Origin of the sequence: Citrobacter sp. KTE151 (genome assembly GCF_000398845.1) — a bacterium.
Lineage (GTDB): Bacteria > Pseudomonadota > Gammaproteobacteria > Enterobacterales > Enterobacteriaceae > Citrobacter > Citrobacter braakii.
Genome location: NZ_KB976065.1, coordinates 506,414 through 527,726 on the forward strand (window position 1 = coordinate 506,414; position 21,313 = coordinate 527,726).

Genomic DNA, 21,313 nt, shown 5'->3' on the forward strand with positions numbered 1-21,313 from the left:
CAGACAGGTAGTTGTTATGGGGAAAATTATTTTACTCCGCCATGGCGAAAGTTAGTTGAATCGCAAAATCGTTTTACCGGATGGGAAAATGTCCCGCTGATGCTGAAAGGAGTGGAGGAAACCCGGCGCGCAGCAAACCTGATAAAACGGTCCGGAATCAGTGTGCCACTACAATCATAGATGGAGCCTGCACATCCGTTCTGAACCGGGCAATTCATTCGCTCTGGCTGATAATGGAAGCGCTGAATCAATTGTGGTTACCGGTGGACAAATCATGGCGGTTAAATGAACGTCATTACGGTGCGCTTCAGGGAATGAACAAAGATGAAGCCACTCAACAGATTGGCCAGAAAATCGTTTATCACTGGCGGAGGAGCTATCGTGGTATCTCCCCTCCGTTGCCGGATGCACCTGCTTCACTTCATCGTGAGGCACGTTATCGTCATGTGTCCCTGACGGATTTGCCGGGGGGAGAAAGTCTGGAAATGACGCAACGAAGGTTGTTGCCTTACTGGCACCACGTCATTGTCCTGCGCGTCGCCAGTGGCGAAACCATGTTGCTGGTCAGTCATGCTAATACACTGCGTGCGCTGACCATGTTTATTGAGCAGATTGATGAAAATAAGGTTCCCGATCTGCATGTCCTGACGGGAATCCCCGTACTGTATGAAATGAATGAAAAACGGGCCATCACCGCACGTTATTCCCTTGAATGACGGTCTGATGGTGCCCTGATTTCAGCGAGGTGGTATGTACAAATCATTATTCGCGGTGGTGATAGGCGGATCGATCGGCTGTGTGATCCGCTGGATACTGTCCATGCGTCTCAATGCACTTTTCCCCAATCTTCCACCTGGTACCCTGGTGGTTAATCTGGTTGGCGGATTTATCATCGGTATGGCACTGGCCTTTTTTGTCCGGCAGCCTCACCTTGATCCCGCCTGGAAGTTTTTTATTACCACCGGCATATGTGGCGGTATGACAACCTTTTCCACCTTTTCTGCTGAGGTGGTGGTGTTACTTCAGAATGGCAATTATGCATGGGCTGTCATTTCCGTACTGACGCACGTAACTGGCTCGCTTCTGATGACTGCCACTGGTTTCTTTGTGATGACACTGCTGTAAAAGCATATGCGCCATACACTTAACCGCGCCATGTCTCCGGCAGATTTTCATTTTATCGCCATAACAACATACCTGACCTGCCGGGTCAGGTATTTCCGGAGAAGGGTGTATGGAGATGCTCCCTGAGAATATCGTGAAGGGACTTTCCGAAGCCGAGGTGCAGACCCGGCTGGGTCAATGTGGCTATAACGAAGTGCGTGAACAGCCTCCGGACCAGGTGCGTGCTATCCTCAAACGTCTGCTGGGTCCCATCCCCTGGATGCTCGAAATTGCGCTGGTACTTGAAGTGGTTCTGGGAAAGACGACTGAACCAGTGCGCGCTCAGACAACGACGAACCATCCATTCACCTCATTCGGAGGTCACAGATAGTCGCTGTCTCACACGCCGAATCCCCTCCTGAGTTCACCACGATCCAGCAGGTCATGGCGGCGTCCGGCGCCATGATCCTAGCAGTCGCAACCGGCAGCGACGGTCATCCCCATATCCGCGGGTTGCAATCATTAGTCGAAGCACTAGGCGATGATACGGCAGGACTCGTCAGGGATACGGTTTCCAGTGAAAGATTAGACTTATTGCTGCCGGCAGTAGTGTCAGCGTTGCCAGTGTGGCTGAAAGCAGCCCACCAATAATGGCAAATGCCATCGGTCCCCAGAAAACATCCCGGGCAATCGGCAGCATCCCGAGAATGGCCGCCGAAGCGGTCAGCATGATGGGGCGTGAACGGTGCAGCGCGGCGACTTTGATCGCCTCATCCGCAGTGAAACCATTTTTCATCCCCACATCCACTTCGCTAATAAGAATGACGGCATTACGGATGATCATCCCGGCCAGTGCAATGATCCCCAGCAGCGCCACAAACCCCATCGGTATGCCAAAAGGCAGCATAGCCACAACTATCCCAGGCAAACCAAACGGTGCCATCAGCAGGGCCAGCAGCATCGACGAAAAGCGTTGTAACTGAATCATCAGCAGTAACAGCATCACCATCAGCGTGACAGGCAATACCGCATACACTGAGCTGTTTCCTTTCTCCGATTCCACAACCACTCCACCTTCCTCCACACTGTAACCCGGCGGGAGACTCTCCCGGAAACCGGCAACCACCGGAGAGAGTGCCGATGACACGGTCTCTGCACGAACGCCGGGCGCGGTATCCGACTGAACCGTGATAAACGGCAACCGCTGCCGACGCCAGATAACCGGATCATCCAGCGTCCATTCTGGCGTGGCGACCTGTCCCAGGGGAACTTTATTCCCGGTCGATGATGTCAGCATCAGAGCATTCAGTAACGCCGGGTTTTGTCGTGAGGCTTCATTTCCCCGCAGCACCACATCAATCTGGCGGTTACGGTCGCGCAGGGTGGTCACGGTGGTTCCGGAAAACAGCGTGGCAAGCGTTCCTGCCAGTGACTGAGACGTCATGCCGGTGGCACGCGCCTGCGTCTGATCCACCCGCAGACGGATGACCCGCTCCGGTTCACCGGACGTCAGATTGACACCCCGGGTATCGGGATTGCGGGCAATCATCCCTGCCAGTTGCGTGGCCAGTTCACGTACACGGGTATTATCCGGCCCGGATACCCGGTATCTGACCGGCCAGCCCACCGGAGGGCCCAGCTCCAGTGTGGATACCCGGGTTGTGAGCGTACTGAAATCTTTCGACAGGATCTGCTCAAGCTGTTTCTGCAGCCGGTTTCTCGCCGCTTCATTTTTCGCCACTACGACCAGCTGGGCAATGTTCTCTTTCTGCAGCAGAACATCCATCGGCAGATAAAAACGCACAGCGCCGGAACCGATGTAGCTTGAGTAATGGTCAATATCAGGATTATCGCGCAACTTCGCTTCAAACTTCAGGACGTCGCGGTGCGTCTGTGCCTGGCTGACATTCTGCGGCAGAGTCAGGCTCACCAGCAGCTCCGGGCGATCGGACGCTGGGAAAAACTCACCCTGCATCAGCAGGGCTCCGCCCCCGGACAATATCAGTATCGCCAGGGCACAACCGAGTGTCTTGCGCCGGTGCTGCATCACCCGGTCGAGCAGGCGGGTATAATGACGGTGAAAGAAACTGTGCTTATGTGACTGATGTGAATGCTGTTCCGGCAGTAACCAGACGCCGGTAAGCGGCGAGAAAAGAACCGCAACCAGCCATGAGCTCAGCAGCGCTGTCAGTACCACCACAAACAGGGAGTAGCAGTATTCTCCTGCGCTCGATGCCGCAAATCCCACCGGTATAAATCCGGCAATCATCACCAGTGTCCCCGTCAGCATCGGGAACGCGGTGGTACGAAATACCTGCGTGGCGGCCACACTCAGGGCATCGCCAGCCTCAAGCCGCGACACCATGGCTTCTACGGTGATCATGGCATCATCAACCAGCAGTCCCAGTGCAATGATCAGGGCACCGAGGGAGATTCGCTGTAGCCCTATTCCGGCCAGTTCCATCCCGGTAAATGTCATGGCCAGCACCAGCGGAATGGCCACGGCGACCACCAGACCTGCCCGGCTGCCCAGCGAAACAAAAGAAACGGCCAGCACAATAATAACGGCCTCAACCAGCACCTGGACGAATCCTCCCACCGCGTCACTGACTACGGCCGACTGGTCTGCCACCTTCTCCACACTGATCCCGTAAGGAAGATGCGTGCGGATCCTGTCCATCGTCGCGTTCAGCGCCCGACCAAAATCAACAATATTTCCACCGCGAGCCATCGAAATCGCCAGCCCGAGTGCTGGTTTACCGTTAACCCTAAACTCCGGTGAGGGCGGATCTGCCTGCTGCAGTGTGACCGTGGCCAAATCGGTGAGTGGGATAAAACGGTTTCCGGTATGCAGCACAATTTGCCGCAGGCTGTCCACGGATGTGAAGGCGCCACTGACTTCCACCGACATATTTTCCTGTGATGTCCGGATACGTCCGGCGGGCGTGACGGCATTCTGTGCCTGCAGAGCCGCCGTCACCTGCTGAAGATCGAGTCCCATTCCCGACAGTTTCAGTGGATCAAAAGCAATCACCACCTGTTGTTCGCTGTCACCCAGCAGCGTAACTTTCCCTGTTCCCGGAACAGCCAGCAGAGATGTCCGGATATCATCGACGGTATCGCGTAACTGCCGGGGAGTGAAGCCGTCCGACGTGAAGCCATAAATTGTGCCGTATGTATCATCGAATTCATCATCCACGGCCGGGGTGGTGGTGCCGTCCGGCAGGGATGCCCGGATGTCGTCCATCTTTTTCCGCACGCTATACCAGATACCCGCAACCTCTGACGGCGGTGTGTCATCACGCAGGTTCACAAAAATCACCGACGAGCCCGGACGCGTGTAACTCTCGATATAATCCAGATGTGGGATTTCCTGGAGCTTCTTCTCCAGCGTGTCGGTGACGAAACTGACGGTATCTTTTACCGTTGCGCCCGGCCACTGTGCCGACACCACGGCGGTCTTAATGGTAAACGCCGGATCTTCGCTGCGCGGCAGATTTAGAAAGCTCATGACGCCTGTCACCGTGACCATCAGCATCAGAAAAGCCACCAGTTGTCGGTGGGCCAGTGCCCAGGCAGAAAGATTAAAACCGCCGGAAGCGTGCATAACATTTTTCATTTTTGGTTCTCCGTCAGCACGTTTTCCCCGTCACGTAACTGACTGACCCCGGCAGTGACCACCTGTTCACCGGCTGTCAGCCCTTTGCGGATGAGCACCGAATCGGTCATATAGGCCGCAATGTCAACGGGTGTCAGGCGCAGGCGATTTTTGCCGGTGTCCACCACGAACACTGCCGGTTTCTGTTCTTTCCTCGTCAGGGCAGATGCCGGTACCTGAAACACTTCACTGCCGCCCAGGGGTAATGACCCGGTGACCGTCGCCCCCATAGCCATTACCGCGGGTGCATTCTCAAGGTCATAGCGTACCCGCCAGGTCCGGGTCTGTGTGTCGGCCTGCGGGCTGATGTCACGCAGCGTTCCGGTTACCGACACCGACGGGTTATCCGCCATACGCAGGGTGAGTGTCTGCTGCTGTTTCAGGGTGTCAGCCAGAGCCCCCGGTACGCTGAAGACCGCATCACGGGCCCCTGACTGCGCCACCCGCAGGATTTCCTGTCCGGTGGTCACTACCTGTCCCGGACCGGCGCTGACGGTGGTGACCACCCCGGTAACCGGTGAGAGCAGTCGCGCATACCCCAGACGGTCCGCTGCACTGCTCAGGTCGGCCTGAGCGCTCTGCAGTTTTGCTGTTGCCGTGTCGCGGTTTGTGCGGGCCTCGTCAAGCTGAACCCGGGCAACCGCACCCTGCGGGGCAAGCAGCGTCATGCGTCGCAGGTTTATCTCAGCAAGCCTGGCGCTTGCCTCGGCTTCCTGTACTGCCGCCTGAGCACTGCGGTACTGATTACGCAAATCGGTATCATCCAGTTCAGCCAGTACCTGCCCGGCAACCACTGACTGCCCCACATCCGTGAGTCGTTTCACCATCCGGCCATCGGTACGGAAGCCGATAATCGTCTCTTCATGGGGCAATATTTCACCGGTCATCAGCGTCTGTCCGCCATGATTGCCGGCAGATACCTCCGTGGTCATCACCGGTCTTGGTGGGACATGGCGGGATACCGGCTCATTATCACAGCCGGTCAGTTGCAGGGCGAGGGCGAAAACCAGGGCTGAGCCCCGTCGCCAGAAAAGCAAAGACGCTATCAGGGGGATGAATGAATATGATGGCATGGCAGCCTCCGGAAAAAATGCTGCCATGAGTAAACCGCAGGTGTGTCCAGATACGTTCGACGAACCATCAAGATTTGGTCAAGAAAAGTGAAAAAGAAAACTCATACGGGCAGTTTCACCCGAAACAGGAGTCCGTTCCCCTCTTGCGGGATACTGGCGGTCAGCGTTCCGCCGTGAGACTCACAAATGGCTCTGGCAATCGACAGACCCAGTCCACTGCCTCCTGAATGACGGGAACGGGAAACATCAGAACGGGTAAACCGGTCAAACATCACCGGCAGAAAATCCGGTTCGACGCCCGCGCCGTAATCCCGGAAGGAGAACGTCCAGTAGCCTGACTGAACGGAACCCTGTATCGTTTGCTTCCCGCCTTCCGTCGCGTAACGCAGTGCGTTCTCCATTAAAATGGTAAAGACCTGTCCGATTCGCAGCGGGTCCGCACAACATTCTCCCGGAGGGATATCCGTGTCGTAACCGAAATGCCCGGCGGTAGCCTGTGGCCGTAGCCAGGCAATCTTTTCCTGCAGTAATCCGGCGGGTGAGAAGCGTTGTTTATTCAGCGTAAGCTGCCCTGCATCAGCCAGTGAGAGCAGGTGCAAATCATCAATCAGACGGCTGAGGCTCAGGAGCTGGTTCATCACCATATTCATCTGCGCTTTATCAGCCGGGAATACGCCGTCCATCATTCCCTGTAGACGGCCCACCGCGGCCGTCAGTGGAGAGCGCAGTTCATGCGCGGCTGCAACATGAGATGCCCGTAATTCCCGGTCATAACGTTCAAGTCTTTCGGCCATGGTATTGAAGTTCTGCGTAAACAACATCAATTCAGAGGGCGCACTTGCATCCATTTTTGAGCGAGTGGTAAAACGCCCCTGCGCTATCGCTGCGGAGGCTCGCGTCAGCAGACCGAACTGCCGGGCGAGAGGCCGGGCGGCCAGCAAACCGAGCATAATTATCAGCGGTGTCACAAACAGGACCAGCCCTCCCAGCGTCAGCCAGTCTGTTGACGCAATGGACGGATCTGAGAACTGCAGTCCGTACCAGTCATCAATAATTTCATGGTAACGGATGCGATTAAGATCGGGATTTTCCCGCAGATGCAGAAATTCCTGTCGTACCGCCTCCGGCATCCGATGCTGTACCCAGGCATCCAGCAGGGCAAAACGCAGCCACATGCACAGGGCGATAAGCACGACACTGCCGGCCGCCAGCGACAACACCCTGACGCAAATCCAGCGCCATAATGAACGGGACTCTCTTTTTTTCATGGCTGCAGATACCGGTAACCGATCCCTCTCACGCTGGTCAGCACACCGCTGACCCCCGCTTTTTCCAGTTTGCGGCGTAGGTTATAGATGTGTGTATCAACCACCCTCTCCAGCGCATCACTTTCCGGCAGGCAGTGTTCAAGCAGCGTCTGACGGGAACAGACGCTCCGGGGGCGGGTCATCATCATGTCCAGCAGTGAAAACTCGGTGGGGGTCAGCTCAAGGTGCACCCGGTTTTCATCGTGAATAACAGCGACTGACATGGTGTCCCGGTTGAGTTCAACGGCCCCCACCCGGCGATAATTTTCAGCGCTAGCATGCGCTGCCGCCCCACGCCGTAACACCGCCTGCACCCGGGCCACGACCTCACCCGGATCATAAGGTTTGACGACATAATCATCCGCACCGAAGCGTAAGGCCCCGATACGGTCCGGGGCCTCGCCCATTGCGGTGACCATTATCACGGGAACATCGGATTCGCGGCGCAGCCGGCTGAGTATTTCTGTTCCGGTCATACCCGGCAGCATGATATCAAGCAGAATAAGTGCAGGATGCTGGGTAAGGGCGGCTTCAAGTCCTGCTTTTCCATCATGGGCCAGTATGACCCCGAAGTTTTCACGGCGAAGATAGGCTTCGAGCACATTCGCCGCATCCCGGTCGTCCTCGATAATCAGAATACGTTTTGTGTTCATTCATTCTGCCTTGATGGTTTCTTGATGGTTTCCACGCTGAGTCTTGATAAAGCATCGTCATAATCCACTGCGGGTGGCCGGGCGGGTCACAGCTTACCGTAATGCATAAACATAAAACGAGGGATATATGATGGCAACGTATTCGTCTGTAACAGGGTGTACAGTGATCCTGCTGGCAGCGACCTGCGGGTCCGCTATTGCCGACAGCGGCAATCAGGATGGAGTGACGGTGGGGATAATGGGAGAAAACGCCCCCCGCTACAGTGGCGCGGATAAGCAGCACTGGACAGTGATGCCTTCCCTGCAGGTCCGTAAAGGCGCGTTTTTCTTCGACTCAACAAAAGGTATCGGTTATGACCTGCAGACGGATAATGGCCTCTATTTTGAAAATGCGTTCGGATACAGTTTTGGCCGTGCCGATCAAAATTCATCGTGGCGCGATGGTTCTGACAAACTGAAAGGAATGGGAAACATCCGTGGTGCACTGAACACGCAGGTTGCTGTTGGCTGGCAGGTGAACAGCTGGTTTACCCCGGAAATCCGTGCAACTCTGCCGCTGACGGATTCACAGGGGGTACAGTACCAGGCCTCGCTGACGCTCGTGCCCTGGCAGAACGACACAGATACGGTTGCCCTGCAGGGCGCGGCACTTTTTGGTGACGCCCGGTACATTAACACCTGGTACGGCGTTAATGCTGCCCAGAGCCGCACAACCGGTTTCCGGGAATACAACCGTAGCGCAGGATTTTATGCTACGCAGACTACCCTGAGCTGGCAGCATCAGTTTAATGAACACTGGGGCACCCTACTGGGCGCTTCATATGCCTGGCTTGCGGATAAAACCAGTGACAGTCCTGTTGTGTCAGCGCGAGACAATATCAGCGGTTTTGCTGGTATCAACTGGACATTCTGACACGCCAGGAACTGGCAGAGTCTCCGAAAAGTGGACTATCAGAAACATATATTTGAATGTTGATATCAGATGATGTTTTGCGAGTCATCTACTGGCTTGGAAATGGCTTCAAGCCCTGAGTGATATATCACCGGAAGATTACGAGCAGGAGCATGTACTATTACACTTTCAGTGGAGTGGATTATAAGCGCAGGATAATAGCATATGAGGACAGCATTAAAATTCATTACATTCCCAAATCCTTTATCTATATTCTCGCTAGTATAAAATCATGTATAGCGAAAGAAAACCCTAGCACCTTAAATAAGACCGCACCGACAGTCTTTTGCGCCGAGGTTCTTCTCCCCCCCATAAACAATGACCACGAAAATATCAGGAAAACTACGACATCACATGTCAGATGGGCCGAATCCCAGCTTAACCAGAATTGACGAATGAATACTTGAAAAATTTGACATAAATTGAATATCGTCATTCCATAATAGTATGGGCATAGTACGAACTGCCAGCTAGTTTGTTCCGTCCGTTGAGTCTCTAACTGACTATTATTTTAAGACTAACATATCAGTCTCTTTGATTTTTAGATAGCAATAATATTTGCTGATATTACTTCATTGAGTACTTCTACCGCCATACTGGCATCAAGATTCTTGACCGACACATAGACCTTTATATGAGCCTCCACGCTATCGAGAATTATCTCGAACGTACGGTCAAGCTCTTCTGGATAGTAGTTCATCACGCTGTCGAACACGCTATTGTACGATGCCCTGACAATCCCATTACATACCGTAAGGAATAAGGCGATATTTCTCATTCAGAACTGAATCACATGCGGTAGCAGGAGGATGAAAATCAGCTACTGAAGAAACAGGTGGCTGGCCTGAGTGTGGACAAGGAGATGCTTCAGGAGATGCTGAAGCAAAAGTTCTAAGGCCGGCACAGAAATACCAGTCGGTGCATTCTCTGCGGGAAGCATATCGTATCAACGCCTACCGGGGACGCGGGTTACTAATGCAAAGCAGAACTGTTTAACCGCCGCTATCGGACATAAATACTGGATTTTAATCTATTTAGAACTCAGAATGAGGTACGGGAGAATTACATTATGCTGGCTGAGGTAATACAATAACGAGCGGCCTCATGAATCTCTGAATAACCTGATACAGGAAGAGGTATCGGCTGATGACTGAAAACCCGGAGCTATCAAGAAGTGCATGGAACAAAAATGGCATGCTTAAACTTACAGCGTTTGGTTTACGTATACTTCGCTCTTCTTACTTTTTATGATGATAAATTTGGCATACCACCCTGTTCTTAATATATTTAAAAAAAACCAAATACTCCCTCCACAAATACTTGACGTCACATGATACATTAATGAGGCCTTAAAAGAAAAAACCGATGATTTAGTAAATCACACATAAATATTGAACACAATACATTTAACATAGAGAAAAAATTAGTGAGTTAAGTAATAGACATATTAAATCAAAACTACAACTCAAGACATCTAAACACCCCACCATGGTGCATAATAATAACAGAAATACTTCTAACCGTAAGGATACATGATAAAAAATGGTTACCACAGCGGGGAGGTAACCATTTTTAGTTAACTACTCTCTCGGAGGAAAACCTGCCTCACGTAAAGCATTAGCAACTTGTTCAGTAGATAAAGAAGTTTTCACTTCGATCTTACGAGTCGGTGGATCAGTTATGATACTTGCCTCAGGATCAATATTTTGAATCACTTTAGTCACTGTCCGGGCACATCCGCCGCATGTCATATTTTCTAGATGTAATTGCATATATATATCCTATTTAGTTGTAGTAACTTCAATGATAGAACTTGCCACCGTTGTAAGGTCAAGCCCTATCGCCAAAAATTTTCGTGCTTATATTCTCTGACTAAGCGTTTCACCTGAGGTGGGGATATATACTGCCCCAAAGTATTTCAAGTAAACCGTTCAGTTGTGCTTTCTGCCGGCTGTCGGGCAACAAGACGAAGACGTAGCAGTCCTCGCAGTAAAAGAAGTGGTTGCCGCGCCGTAACCCCTTATCCCTACGACAATGCAATACGCGGGCGGTTTTATCCCTCCACCCACGTATTGCCGACCTTATCGCCAGACAGTGGCGTTAACCTGCCCGGAGAGTTATGGCTTAGCCGGAGAGCTTTCTGTCCATCCGCCCCCCAGCGCTTTATACAAATTGACCAAATTGCTCATTCGCGCCAGTCGGGTCTGAACCAGAGTTTGCTGTGCACTGAACAGCGCTCGTTGCGCGTCAAGCTCCGCCAGATTATCGTCAATACCGGCCCGGAAGCGCTGTGAGGCCAATTCATAGTTAGCCTGGCTGGCCTGCACCAACAATTGTTCTGAACGGAATTGATCGTCCAGGGTTTGTCTGCCCGCCAGGCCATCAGCCACTTCGCGGAAGGCAACCTGAATCGCCTTCTCGTAATTCGCAATTTCGATGCGCTTTTGTACCTGGGCTAGGTCCAGATTGGCGCGCAGAGCGCCTCCCCGGAAAATAGGCAACGAGATTTGCGGAACAAAACTCCAGGCCGCTGACCCCGGCTCGAACAACCCGTCCAGACTCGAACTGGCCGTACCAGCCGATCCTGTCAAACTGATTGCCGGGAAAAATGCCGCGCGAGCGGCCCCGATATTGGCATTGGCCGCACGCAGTTGCTGCTCTGCCGCACGGACATCCGGACGACGCACCAGCAATTCTGCCGGCAAGCCCGCCGGCAACGCGGAAGGGATGATGTCATCGGGCAAGGTATTCGCCTTATCCAGGCTGGCCGAGAGTTCGGCCGTCAATGGCTGCCCTAAAAGCAAAACCAGTGCATTGCGATCCTGCGCCGCCACCCTCGTATAAGCAGCCTGACTGACTTCCGCAGTACGCAACGCAATCTCTGCGCGCCGCAAATCAATTTGCGTTGCATTACCCGCATCAAACAGCGCCTGGGTCAATGCGTAAGTCCTCTTTTGCGTGCTCAGCGTATCGTGAGCCAGTTGCAGCAACTCCTGATCCGCACGCAACGTCAGATAAGCGTTTGTCACCTCAGCGAGCAGGCTCAGCCTTGCCGCAATCCGTGTTTCATCCAACGCCAGGTACGTTGCCAGCGCCCGATCGCTGAGGCTACGAACCCGTCCCCACAAATCCAGCTCCCAGGCTGACACCGCACCATTAACGTCATAACTCCGCGTTATCTGCGTTGTACCACTCGGGCTGACATCTGCGGGCAGACGCTGCACGGTAGCGCCCGCATCCACATTCAGTGTTGGCAACATATCGGCACGACGGATCCGGTACTGAGCCCGCGCGGCCTCAACATCCAGCACCGACTTGCGCAGATCGCGGTTGTTTGCCAACGCGACCTCAAGTAATTGTTGCAACAACGGATCACGATAGAAATCGCGCCAACCGATATCAGCCACGGCAGTCTGAGCCGCTGAAACTGTTCCCTGAGCATAAGCCGCTCCCGAAGGATAGCTTGAGCTCGTTGGTGCAGAAGGCCGTTCGTAGTCCGGCGCCATAGTACAACCGGCCAATACCAGCGCCATCGCCAGCACCGAGAGTTTATTAATACGATGGTTCATTTCATACTCTGCTTTCATTATTCTCTCTCCGCCCGTCATGGCCGTGAATCACTGATTGCCCGCTGTGCCTGCTTGATTTCCCGGCGAATAACCAGCTTACGGACCACGACATAGAACACTGGCGTCAACAAGAGTCCGAACAGCGTCACCCCCAGCATCCCGGCAAACACGGCAATCCCCATGGCATGACGCATTTCCGCACCGGCACCGCTCGCGATCACCAAAGGCACAACCCCCGCAATAAATGCCAACGAGGTCATCAGTATCGGGCGCAGACGCAGGCGAGCGGCCTCCAGCACAGCAGCCAGAGGATCGACGCCTTCACTCTCTCTGGCGCGAGCGAACTCGACGATCAGGATTGCGTTTTTCGCCGCCAGTCCCACCAGCACCACAAAACCAATCTGCGTGAAGATGTTGTTATCTCCATTCGATAGCCAAACCCCGGCGATCGCGGAAAGTAATGCCATTGGGGCAATTAACAGCACCGCAAACGGCAGCGACCAGCTGTTGTATTGTGCGGCCAGGATCAGGAACGCCAGGAACACCGCCAACGGGAAGATATACAGCGCCGAGTTGCCAGTCTGCTTCTCCTGGTAAGTCAGATCGGTCCATTCGTATGTCATTCCCTCAGGCAGCGTTTCACTAACGATCTTCTCAATAGCTGCCGTTGCCTGTCCGGAGGAGTAGCCAGGCGCTGCGCCACCGGTAATATCCGCCGACGGATAACCGTTGTAACGCATAACACGGTCTGGTCCAGAGGTACGGGTAATGTTCACCAGCGTTCCCAGTGGGATCATGTCACCCGCGGCATTACGCACTTTAAGCAACCCGATATCTTCAGGCTGCATACGGAATTGCGCATCCGCCTGAGTGATCACCCGATACGTACGACCGAAGCGGTTAAAGTCATTTACATACAGCGACCCCAGATTCACCTGCAACGTATCAAAGATATCGGTCAGTGCGACGCCCTGAGACTTGGCTTTGACGCGGTCGATATCAACCTGCAACTGAGGTGCGTTGGTCTGGAAACTGGCCATCATCCCTGCCAGTTCAGGAGCCTGCATGGCCTTCGCCATAACCATCCCTTGAACACGGGTCAGCTCTTCAAAGCCAAGCCCTGCCCGGTCTTCGATCTGGAGTTTAAATCCTCCCATGCTGCCCAGCCCCGGTACCGGTGGTGGCGGGAAGATCCCGACAAAACCGTCAGGTATCTGGCTAAATTTCCCCATCAGGCTACCGGCAATAGCCTCGGCAGACAGCGAAGGATCCTTACGTTCACTGAAGGGTTTCAGCATGGTAAACATCAATGCGGAGTTAGGCATGTTAGGGCCGTTTACCGACAACCCAGGAAACGCCACGACGCTTTCCACTCCAGGTTCCGCCAGCGCAATTCGGGACATCTCTTTCACTACGGCTTCCGTGCGATCCAACGAGGCGCCGGAAGGCAATTGAGCAATCCCAACCAGATAGTATTTGTCCTGAGCGGGCACAAAACCGTTAGGAACCTGCTGGAACCCCAACAGTGTCAGGCCCAGGAAACCGGCATACAGCACCAGCACGATGATACTGCCGCGTACGGCCCGGCGGACTGCGCCAACGTAGTTGTTCGACAATCTATCGAAGAAAGCGTTAAAGCGACGGAAGAAACCACCGAATACGCGATCCATGATGCGCGTCAACCTGTCGGCCTGCGCCATATCCTGATGGGGTCTAAGCAGAACCGATGCCAGCGCCGGCGACAACGTCAACGAGTTGATCGCAGACAAGATCGTCGAAATGGCGATGGTCAGCGCGAACTGGCGATAGAACTCCCCCTGCAATCCTGACAGGAACGCAGAAGGAATAAACACAGCAGCCAAAACGGAAGTAATGGCTAAAATAGGGCCAGTCACCTCGTCCATGGCCCTTCTTGCCGCTTCTTTCGGAGAACGGCCCTGTGCAATATGCCGTTCGACGTTTTCAACCACCACAATGGCATCATCGACAACGATACCAATCGATAACACCAGACCAAACAACGACAGCGTGTTGAGCGAAAAGCCGAACAAATACATGAGGGCGAAAGTACCGACCAACGAAATAGGTACCGCGACCAGAGGGATGATCGAAGCCCGCCAGGTTTGCAGGAACAGCATCACCACCAGTACCACCAACACCGTCGCCTCCAGCAACGTCATTGCCACTGATTTCAACGAGGCGCTGACAAACACTGTCGGGTCATAAGCGATACGGTATTCGATACCTTCCGGGAAGTTGGCCTGCAGCCTCGCCATCGTCGCCCGAACCGAGGCAGAGACGTCCAGCGCATTGGCGCCTGGCGTCATAACGATGTGCATACCCACGGCATTTTTATCGTCCAGCAGGCTGCGCAGGGAATAGTTGTCCGATCCCAATTCCAGACGCGCAACATCGCGCAGGCGGGTAACCTGCCCGTCAGCGCCAGCTTTGATCACGATATCGCCAAACTGCTCAACGGTGGTCAGACGCCCCTGGGCATTGATACTGACTTCGAAGGCTGAGGAGCTGTTCGGCTGTTGACCGACAGAACCGGCCGCGACCTGGACATTCTGCTCACGAATTGCTGCGGTCACATCACTGGCCGTCAAACCGCGGGAAGCGACTTTGGTCGGATCCAGCCAGACGCGCATCGCGTATTCACCCTCGCCCCCAAGCGTGACGCTGGCAATACCTGGCAAGCGTGATAGCTCATCACGCACGTTCAACATGGCATAGTTGGAAACATAAAGCGGATCGTAGCGATCGCCCTGTGCAAATATATGCACAACCATGAGGATATCCGGTGACGTTTTCTCCGTCACGACACCGATCTGCTGCACCTCAGTCGGCAAGCGCGGCAAGGCCCGAGAAACCCGGTTCTGCACCTGAATCTGCGCAATATCGGGGTCGGTTCCCTGCCGGAATGAAATCGTCAAGACCATTCGACCGTCGGCAGACATCTGGGAACTCATGTACAACATGCCTTCCACCCCGTTGATTGCCTGTTCCAGTGGAGCAGCAACGGTGTCAGCAATCACCTTAGGGTTAGCACCAGGGTAGCTTGCCGAAACCTGCACGGTAGGCGGTGTTACCGATGGGTATTCACTCAGCGGAAGCTGAAAGAAAGCCAGAGCGCCAGCTATCAGCATAAACACCGATAACACAATCGCGAAAATAGGCCGCTGGATGAAGAAGTGTGGGAATTTCATTATTGGCCTCCCCCTTCAACGGAGCCGGCTTTTTCCCCCTCGCTAACCGACGCGCCAGAAGCCTGCATCGGGGTCAAACGCGGCGTCACCGCCATACCGGGACGCACCAGCCCCTTGATAATAATGTTCTCACCGGCTTTCAGGCCACTCTTGACCACGCGCAAACCATCAACCACCGCGCCCAGCTCAATCGGGCGATACTGCGCCTTATTATCCGCACCCACCACCAGGACATAGTTGCGTCCCTGATCGCTCCCTATCGCCTGATCGTCAATCAGAATCGCCTGATGTGCCGCACCGGTGGCCAGCTGCACGCGGGCAAAGGCACCTGGCGTCAGTTTCCCATCGTCGTTAGGGATTACGGCACGTACCCTGACAGTACCGGTACTACGATCGATCTGATTCCCGACAAAATCGAGCGTTCCCTGATGCGGGAAACCTTTTTCTGTCGCCAGCCCAACATGCACGGGTAAACGCTCTTCCACCTTGTTAACTGCGTCAGGACGTGCCTTGCTGACTGAATTAAGGAACGTCGCTTCGTCAATATCAAAGTAAGCGTATAGCGGATTGACGGAAACAATCGTTGTCAATAGCGTCGCAGATCCCGTACCACCGCCGCTGACCAGATTTCCCTCAGTCACCAGCATGCGATCCACGCGGCCGGTAATCGGTGCCACCACGCGCGAATAAGACAAGTCCAGTTTCGCCGCCGCAACCTCGGCCTTTGCAGCCTGCACCTCAGCCTGACGAGCATGACGTGTAGAAGCGGCGTCATCGTAATCTTTCCGGGATACCGCGCCATTGTTCACCAGCCGACCAACTCGTTCAAAATCGCGATTGGCCTGGATAGCCAGCGCTTCTGCCTGCTTGAGTCGTGCTTGCGCGCTGTCAAGAGCCACCTGGAATGGACGAGGATCAATTTGGAACAGCAGCTGCCCCTGACGCACCATGCTGCCTTCAGGTACGCTGACAGCGTCGATGGTACCGCCAACGCGTGGGCGTAGCTCTACGGTTTTTGGGGCCGCCAATGAACCGGTAAACTCTGCCGAAGGGACTATCTGACGCGAGAGCACTTCGGCTACGGGAACCTGGGGAGCCATAGGTGCGGCCGCTGCGGCCGGCTCATCGTTGCCGCCACTATCCCGGGCAAACGCAATCCCGGCAGTGGCGATGATTGCGGCCGACACAATCAGAACCCCAATTTTCATTTTCATAACAGTGATCCTTTCATACGCCACAGGCAGCCCCGGCCCATCCGAAAACGGCGCTGTAGCAATTTCTTACAAGGCTAAAGGTTGATGTTACTGGAAGGTCAAGCACACCAATTAAAAAAAATGAAAAACATCCAATCAGGCTTAATTAATATTTAATGTGTAAGCGTTAAACGAGCGCCGTATTGACGATTATTTATCGGGAAGAACCACGTTCCATGGAAGTAGTTCGGCCACTTTGTTGCTGGACTACTCCGGTAGTATGCTCAAGATATGGCGAAGGTAGTGACCCATGCAGCAATTGAGCTCACCGCTGAAGACTCACGCCAGACCTTCCCCCTTCTCCCGGGATAGCCGCCTGCGGCAGCATGTCATTCGTCATCGCGCTGCCAACCTGACCATTCAGAACCAGCGGCACAACATGCCGCATTTCTTTACGCAACTGGCTGATTTGCTAGCGCGGGACCAGCAGATGATTGGTAGGTGCTTGGCTGTCCGCGTGTCTCCGGGGTCAGACACTGACCTTTACTGACAGCTGGCGGCCCCCATTAAGGTCGGAACCACAGTACTTGGCGGGCTGTGCTGCAGGCGCTGATACTGCCCCAGTACCAGTTCGGCGCTGTTCAGAACATTTAGCATCCAGAACGGGGACATGTCTGCCATGCGCTCGTTACTATAGGGCAGGATCGTCTACCGGGGTGGGGTCAGTCCATCAACGGCTCGGAAGTGTCTAGATTACCCGTGGCGATTCAAGAAGGTTGAATATGATTCCCGACTCATTAATGGAACGCTGCATGATGTTATGCATTACGGGTTGACATTACGATGTGACGGGCCGGGTTAGCTGTATGGAGCCTGTACACAAGTTTGTGTAATTGCCTGATTTTGATATGTTCAATTCAACATCAAAAGCAGGTTACTTTATGGACGAAAAACAGTTGTAGGCTCTGGCTAACGAACTGACCAAAAATCTCAAAACCCCTGACGATCTCAACCAGTTCGATCGCCTGCTGAAAAAAATCAACGTTGAGCGCCGCCTCAACGCCGAAATGCTCCATCACCTCGGCTACGGTAAACATCAGTCTAAACCGGGTGCCAACTCCCGCAACGGCTATTTCACAAAAACCGTTACCACCGGCGATGGCCCGCTGGAACTGCGTACGCCGTGCGATCGTGACGGCTCCTTCGAGCCCCAACTGGTGAAGAAAAACCAGACCCGGATCACCGGGATGGATAACCAAATCCTGTCACTGTACGCCAAAGGGATGACCACCCGTGAGATAGTGGCTGCGTTCAAAGAGTTGTATGACGCGGATGTCTCACCGACGCTGGTAGTCCTTCATGCTCCGGAAGGTCAGACTGATGTTGTCTTCACTGCCATCATCAGCAAGCGTGTTTTTAACGGTAAGATTGACTTTTGGGGAATATTCAGAAATGACAGAATCACAATTATTTTTATTCAAATCAACTTTTTTGCGCTCAGACAAGGGGCAGACTCCTGACCATTACTGAAGTCGCCCGCCACGAGCAATTTCAGGGGGAGCTCCGTTTTCTTGCTCGCACCACCGGTATGCAAATCAAGTTTTAAATTAATACGCGCTTTAGGGATTTCGGACTGAAAGGAAGAATTAGACATGGCTGTCCCTGTTCTATGGAGTGATAGAAACGGTCAATGCCAGTGAAAAATAAATAAGAAAAAATTACCCAGCCAGAACAACTTTCCGGTTCGCGTCATCCGACGTAAATAAAAATCCCGGAACCAAAAAAAGCGGGCGCATTCCATCCACCAGCATGTCGACACTGTATTTTCTGGGTATTTGTCTGAAATGAAAAATTTCGGATAAGGCCCAATGGCTGGAGTTTGGGAACGTTCCCTGCCAGATCGAAAATGAAAAAATGTAACAAAGATTTACATTCCTGGCTTTTAACAAAAAAAATATCATCTTTCTGATTTATAAAAATTTTACACCATAACCCTTCAGGCCCCGCGGGATAAGGATGTACAGAAAATGATCAATTTGGCTTAGGGTGTATATTTGTACAAAATATCACCAGTCACGTGAAATATCTGATTTTGTACTTTTATCAGAAATTGAGAAGCTGGACGTGACTGAGCATGTGAAAAACTGGCGACAGTTTCAGGTTTCCATCATTTCTTATTATTCACGTAAACCGGGCTTATTTATTTTTTTTCAGATTAAAGGAATTGCAACGCCCGGACTTTACGCATATCTCATACCTGTACCAGCGATATGAATATCTCAGCCGCCGGTGCATTAGCGCGACCAGGAACAACACCCGTTCGGTTTACAGAAAGACAGACGTGGACAGTGATGAGCTTTGCTGCGGGTTGAGAACGGTTGTTTTACTGCTCAAGGTTGTAACACGATCCGATTCGACTCCAGCATGACAGCCGACAGTGTATGAGCCGCAAAAACAGCCATACAGGCTGACAAGTCGCCATTCACAAGAAACTCAACCGGCGCAACGAGTTTCCCTCCATCCGAAAATCCGCAGGTCAGTGCCGACTTCCTTACCAGCAGTGCATTCGCATCGCTGTATTCCAGGGCCAGAAGCGTTTCATTGTCCCAGTCCCTGTCACTCACCGCTGCATTGACCCAGCCCCGCGATTTAAGCTGTTCAATTGCGTACGTCAGCCGATACAAATCCGACTGCGCTGACACCGGTCCGGTGCACGAAGACCACAGATATTCCAGACGACTGAATAAGCTGGCGGCAAGGCCTTTGTTACGCCCCAGCGTCAGCAATCCCTCAATATCAGATGCGATTGCACGTGGAAACCGTTTTTGCTTATACGCCACCGTTAACCAGCGCAGTATAAATGCATGCGTGCTGAGTGGCGACAATGCCTGACCATCCTGCTGAGCGGTACGTAAGGCGACAAGGGCGCACCAGGCGAAATGCGCAAGTGCTGTGACGGTTTGTTCCGGGGGTAAGGTATCGTGAGCTTTTTTCATTCAGGGATTATATCGGCGCTGCAGACACCGGGGAAGACCTGGATAACTCCCCCATTAATTAGAGAAGCTATTACTTTCACGGACAAATCATCCCCGTTCTGGCCGTTGCTATTGGCTCTGACATGGCCTTAACATGCACGGTAAGCTGGTTAAAGGGTGTTGCGAAGACTCCCTGAGCGACGCGGTTAATAATGATCTGCGTCATACTCGTTACACCGTCAGTGCAGGCGGTACCGGTCACCTTTTGCCATGCGTCGGCGATGATGGCGTTAAGCCCCGGAGGCGCACTGTCGGTCAGTTGCAGGTTTCGCCCTGTACCCAGCGTATCGAGATTGAGCAGCAGCACCATTTTGCACTCCGGTGCGCTGGCCGTCTCCCATATCCAGCGTAACAGCGTCGGGAGTGAACGATGTCGTGCCTGCTGACGCTGGCGCGAATATTCGCCGGTGCGCTGCCAGACTTCAGAGTGAAAACGCAGAATCAATGACCGGTATTCGCTCATGGCTTCACGATACGGTAGCGCCAGCGTAAAGCTGAATGCCGCCAGTCGCGGGTAATGGTCAACGGCCTGTTGCAGAAATGCACGCGTGCTGACGGCATCCGCGCTGACAGCATCAGACGCCCGTATGTAAGAATGATTCATAATGCAGACTCTCTTTAGGTTAAATCAGGGAGGACACCGCCTCTACGGCGGTATCTGGTTCATAAAGACGGGGAACTATCTGGTACTGCAGCAGTAGTTTCTCTGCCAGTGCGCTTCTTCGATGCTGTAGATACCAGTCAGACACCGGGGACAGTGCTTCACGCCCTGGTAATGGTCGCCGCACCACACGCAGTACCAGGAGAGCACCATTACCGTCGCTTCCAGCCCGTTGATGAGACTGCGCAGCTTTCGGTGCCGGGCTTCGGTTTTCACTTCCGGGTCAAGGTGGGCGCAGGCCATCAGCACATGCCGGGCCACGCTCTGCTGGTCATGTTCAAACCACGGCGGCTCCCCGTATGTCCCCGCATGGAGCACCAGTCGACAGCCGCAGGACGCGCAGCTCCATATCTGCCCCGGCGCACTCACGGCCTCCCCGGCTGTCGCGAAGTGGCCTTCGCGGTCATTGGCCAGATAACATTTCAGCATGCGCATGCCGTCACTTCCTCTATCCGGTTGGTATCAGCACGCACATCACTGTGCTCGCCCGTCCGGCAGGTGAGGCAGTAGCGCTCACCGTGGTAATCACTGCCGCAGCCGTGACAGTGCCAGTCTGCGTAGAAAACCAGGGGACGGGCTTCCGGTACATAAGACTGCAGTTGCCGGATATGGCGGGTCTCCCTCACCCCGGGCTTTACATACGGGCAGTGCTGTCGACCGTTCTCCGAAAGCTTTGCTGCATGATGTTCAAACCACGGACGTTCGGTGTCGTATTCAGGATGGTACTGCAGGGCACTGGCACACAGATGGCAGCTGTAGCGGTCATACGGCGCGGTCTGCGCGGTTATGGCTCCCGTGAGACGGCCGTTGCCGTCCAGAGCCATAAACGATTTTGCATACATAGTGGTACTCTCCTTACCGCCAGACGACACGCAGGCGTCAGCCGTCCCGGTACGGGC

The 21,313-nt window shown here is 53.7% G+C and carries 17 protein-coding genes and 3 pseudogenes; 5 read left to right on the forward strand and 15 right to left on the reverse strand.

The features are described 5' to 3' along the window. The first annotated feature begins 80 nt into the window (after positions 1 to 80). The 3 genes from WC7_RS0124720 (at position 81) to WC7_RS06305 (ending at position 1,495) form a co-directional block, all read left to right on the forward strand. Positions 81 to 716 (forward strand): 2,3-bisphosphoglycerate-dependent phosphoglycerate mutase, encoded by a 636-nt coding sequence (locus WC7_RS0124720; RefSeq protein WP_223175621.1) that lies wholly within the window; start codon positions 81 to 83, stop codon positions 714 to 716. A 34-nt stretch (positions 717 to 750) separates the two neighbouring features. Continuing rightward, on the forward strand, positions 751 to 1,125 hold the full coding sequence (gene crcB, locus WC7_RS06310) for a fluoride efflux transporter CrcB (RefSeq protein WP_016154442.1): 375 nt from the start codon (positions 751 to 753) through the stop codon (positions 1,123 to 1,125). A gap of 109 nt (positions 1,126 to 1,234) precedes the next feature. Further along, positions 1,235 to 1,495 (forward strand): cation-transporting P-type ATPase, encoded by a 261-nt coding sequence (locus WC7_RS06305; RefSeq protein WP_016154443.1) that lies wholly within the window; start codon positions 1,235 to 1,237, stop codon positions 1,493 to 1,495. 168 nt (positions 1,496 to 1,663) lie between these two features. On the opposite strand, the gene WC7_RS06300 is transcribed toward WC7_RS06305, so the two are convergent. The 4 genes from WC7_RS06300 to WC7_RS06285 form a co-directional block, all read right to left on the reverse strand. Continuing rightward, the gene (locus WC7_RS06300) at positions 1,664 to 4,723 is read right to left on the reverse strand and encodes an efflux RND transporter permease subunit (protein WP_016154444.1); all 3,060 of its coding nucleotides are present in this window, start codon (positions 4,721 to 4,723) and stop codon (positions 1,664 to 1,666) included. Next, positions 4,720 to 5,835, reverse strand: a complete 1,116-nt coding sequence (locus WC7_RS06295) for an efflux RND transporter periplasmic adaptor subunit (protein WP_009652501.1) — start codon at positions 5,833 to 5,835, stop codon at positions 4,720 to 4,722. Before WC7_RS06295 ends, WC7_RS06300 begins: the two co-directional genes overlap by 4 nt. Positions 5,836 to 5,936: 101 nt before the next feature. Then, positions 5,937 to 7,103, reverse strand: coding sequence for a sensor histidine kinase (locus WC7_RS06290; RefSeq protein ID WP_009652412.1), 1,167 nt, complete (start codon positions 7,101 to 7,103; stop codon positions 5,937 to 5,939). Continuing rightward, positions 7,100 to 7,795: a response regulator gene (locus WC7_RS06285; protein ID WP_009652481.1), complete on the reverse strand. Its 696-nt coding sequence runs from the start codon at positions 7,793 to 7,795 to the stop codon at positions 7,100 to 7,102. The genes WC7_RS06290 and WC7_RS06285 overlap by 4 nt, the downstream gene beginning before the upstream one ends. A 127-nt stretch (positions 7,796 to 7,922) precedes the next feature. Here WC7_RS06285 and WC7_RS06280 point away from each other — a divergent pair, with 127 nt between their 5' ends. Beyond that, a complete protein-coding gene (locus WC7_RS06280; protein WP_016154445.1) occupies positions 7,923 to 8,708 on the forward strand; it encodes a MipA/OmpV family protein in 786 nt (261 codons plus the stop codon). A gap of 1,619 nt (positions 8,709 to 10,327) precedes the next feature. Here the strand turns inward: WC7_RS06280 and WC7_RS25925 are convergent. The 6 genes and pseudogenes from WC7_RS25925 to WC7_RS27010 all read right to left on the reverse strand — a co-directional run. Next, the gene (locus WC7_RS25925; protein WP_016154448.1) at positions 10,328 to 10,519 is read right to left on the reverse strand and encodes a heavy-metal-associated domain-containing protein; all 192 of its coding nucleotides are present in this window, start codon (positions 10,517 to 10,519) and stop codon (positions 10,328 to 10,330) included. Positions 10,520 to 10,864: 345 nt separating this feature from the next. Continuing rightward, on the reverse strand, positions 10,865 to 12,334 hold the full coding sequence (locus WC7_RS06265; RefSeq protein WP_009652383.1) for an efflux transporter outer membrane subunit: 1,470 nt from the start codon (positions 12,332 to 12,334) through the stop codon (positions 10,865 to 10,867). A gap of 17 nt (positions 12,335 to 12,351) precedes the next feature. Next, positions 12,352 to 15,525: an efflux RND transporter permease subunit gene (locus WC7_RS06260; RefSeq protein ID WP_009652455.1), complete on the reverse strand. Its 3,174-nt coding sequence runs from the start codon at positions 15,523 to 15,525 to the stop codon at positions 12,352 to 12,354. Then, entirely contained in the window at positions 15,525 to 16,739 is a 1,215-nt protein-coding gene (locus WC7_RS06255; protein WP_009652401.1) for an efflux RND transporter periplasmic adaptor subunit, read from the reverse strand. Before WC7_RS06255 ends, WC7_RS06260 begins: the two co-directional genes overlap by 1 nt. Positions 16,740 to 17,043: 304 nt before the next feature. After that, complete coding sequence (locus WC7_RS27365) at positions 17,044 to 17,166, reverse strand: hypothetical protein (protein ID WP_369700765.1); 123 nt, start codon at positions 17,164 to 17,166, stop codon at positions 17,044 to 17,046. A gap of 119 nt (positions 17,167 to 17,285) precedes the next feature. Then, positions 17,286 to 17,411, reverse strand: a pseudogene (locus tag WC7_RS27010) (hypothetical protein); the annotation flags it as partial. A 272-nt stretch (positions 17,412 to 17,683) separates the two neighbouring features. On the opposite strand from WC7_RS27010, the pseudogene WC7_RS25930 reads away from it, so the two are divergent. Then, a pseudogene (locus WC7_RS25930) lies at positions 17,684 to 18,070 on the forward strand (transposase); the annotation flags it as partial. On the opposite strand, the pseudogene tssB reads toward WC7_RS25930, so the two are convergent. The 5 genes and pseudogenes from tssB to WC7_RS06225 form a co-directional block, all read right to left on the reverse strand. After that, positions 18,068 to 18,372, reverse strand: a pseudogene (gene tssB / locus WC7_RS25935) (type VI secretion system contractile sheath small subunit); the annotation flags it as partial. The pseudogenes WC7_RS25930 and tssB overlap by 3 nt on opposite strands. A gap of 736 nt (positions 18,373 to 19,108) precedes the next feature. Continuing rightward, entirely contained in the window at positions 19,109 to 19,714 is a 606-nt protein-coding gene (locus tag WC7_RS06240; protein WP_009652485.1) for a DUF2913 family protein, read from the reverse strand. A 76-nt stretch (positions 19,715 to 19,790) separates the two neighbouring features. After that, the gene (locus WC7_RS06235; RefSeq protein WP_009652434.1) at positions 19,791 to 20,357 is read right to left on the reverse strand and encodes a YagK/YfjJ domain-containing protein; all 567 of its coding nucleotides are present in this window, start codon (positions 20,355 to 20,357) and stop codon (positions 19,791 to 19,793) included. 75 nt (positions 20,358 to 20,432) lie between these two features. After that, positions 20,433 to 20,849, reverse strand: coding sequence for a putative zinc ribbon protein (locus WC7_RS06230; RefSeq protein WP_009652429.1), 417 nt, complete (start codon positions 20,847 to 20,849; stop codon positions 20,433 to 20,435). Then, a complete protein-coding gene (locus WC7_RS06225; RefSeq protein ID WP_016154451.1) occupies positions 20,837 to 21,256 on the reverse strand; it encodes a putative zinc ribbon protein in 420 nt (139 codons plus the stop codon). The genes WC7_RS06230 and WC7_RS06225 overlap by 13 nt, the downstream gene beginning before the upstream one ends. Positions 21,257 to 21,313 lie beyond the last annotated feature (57 nt).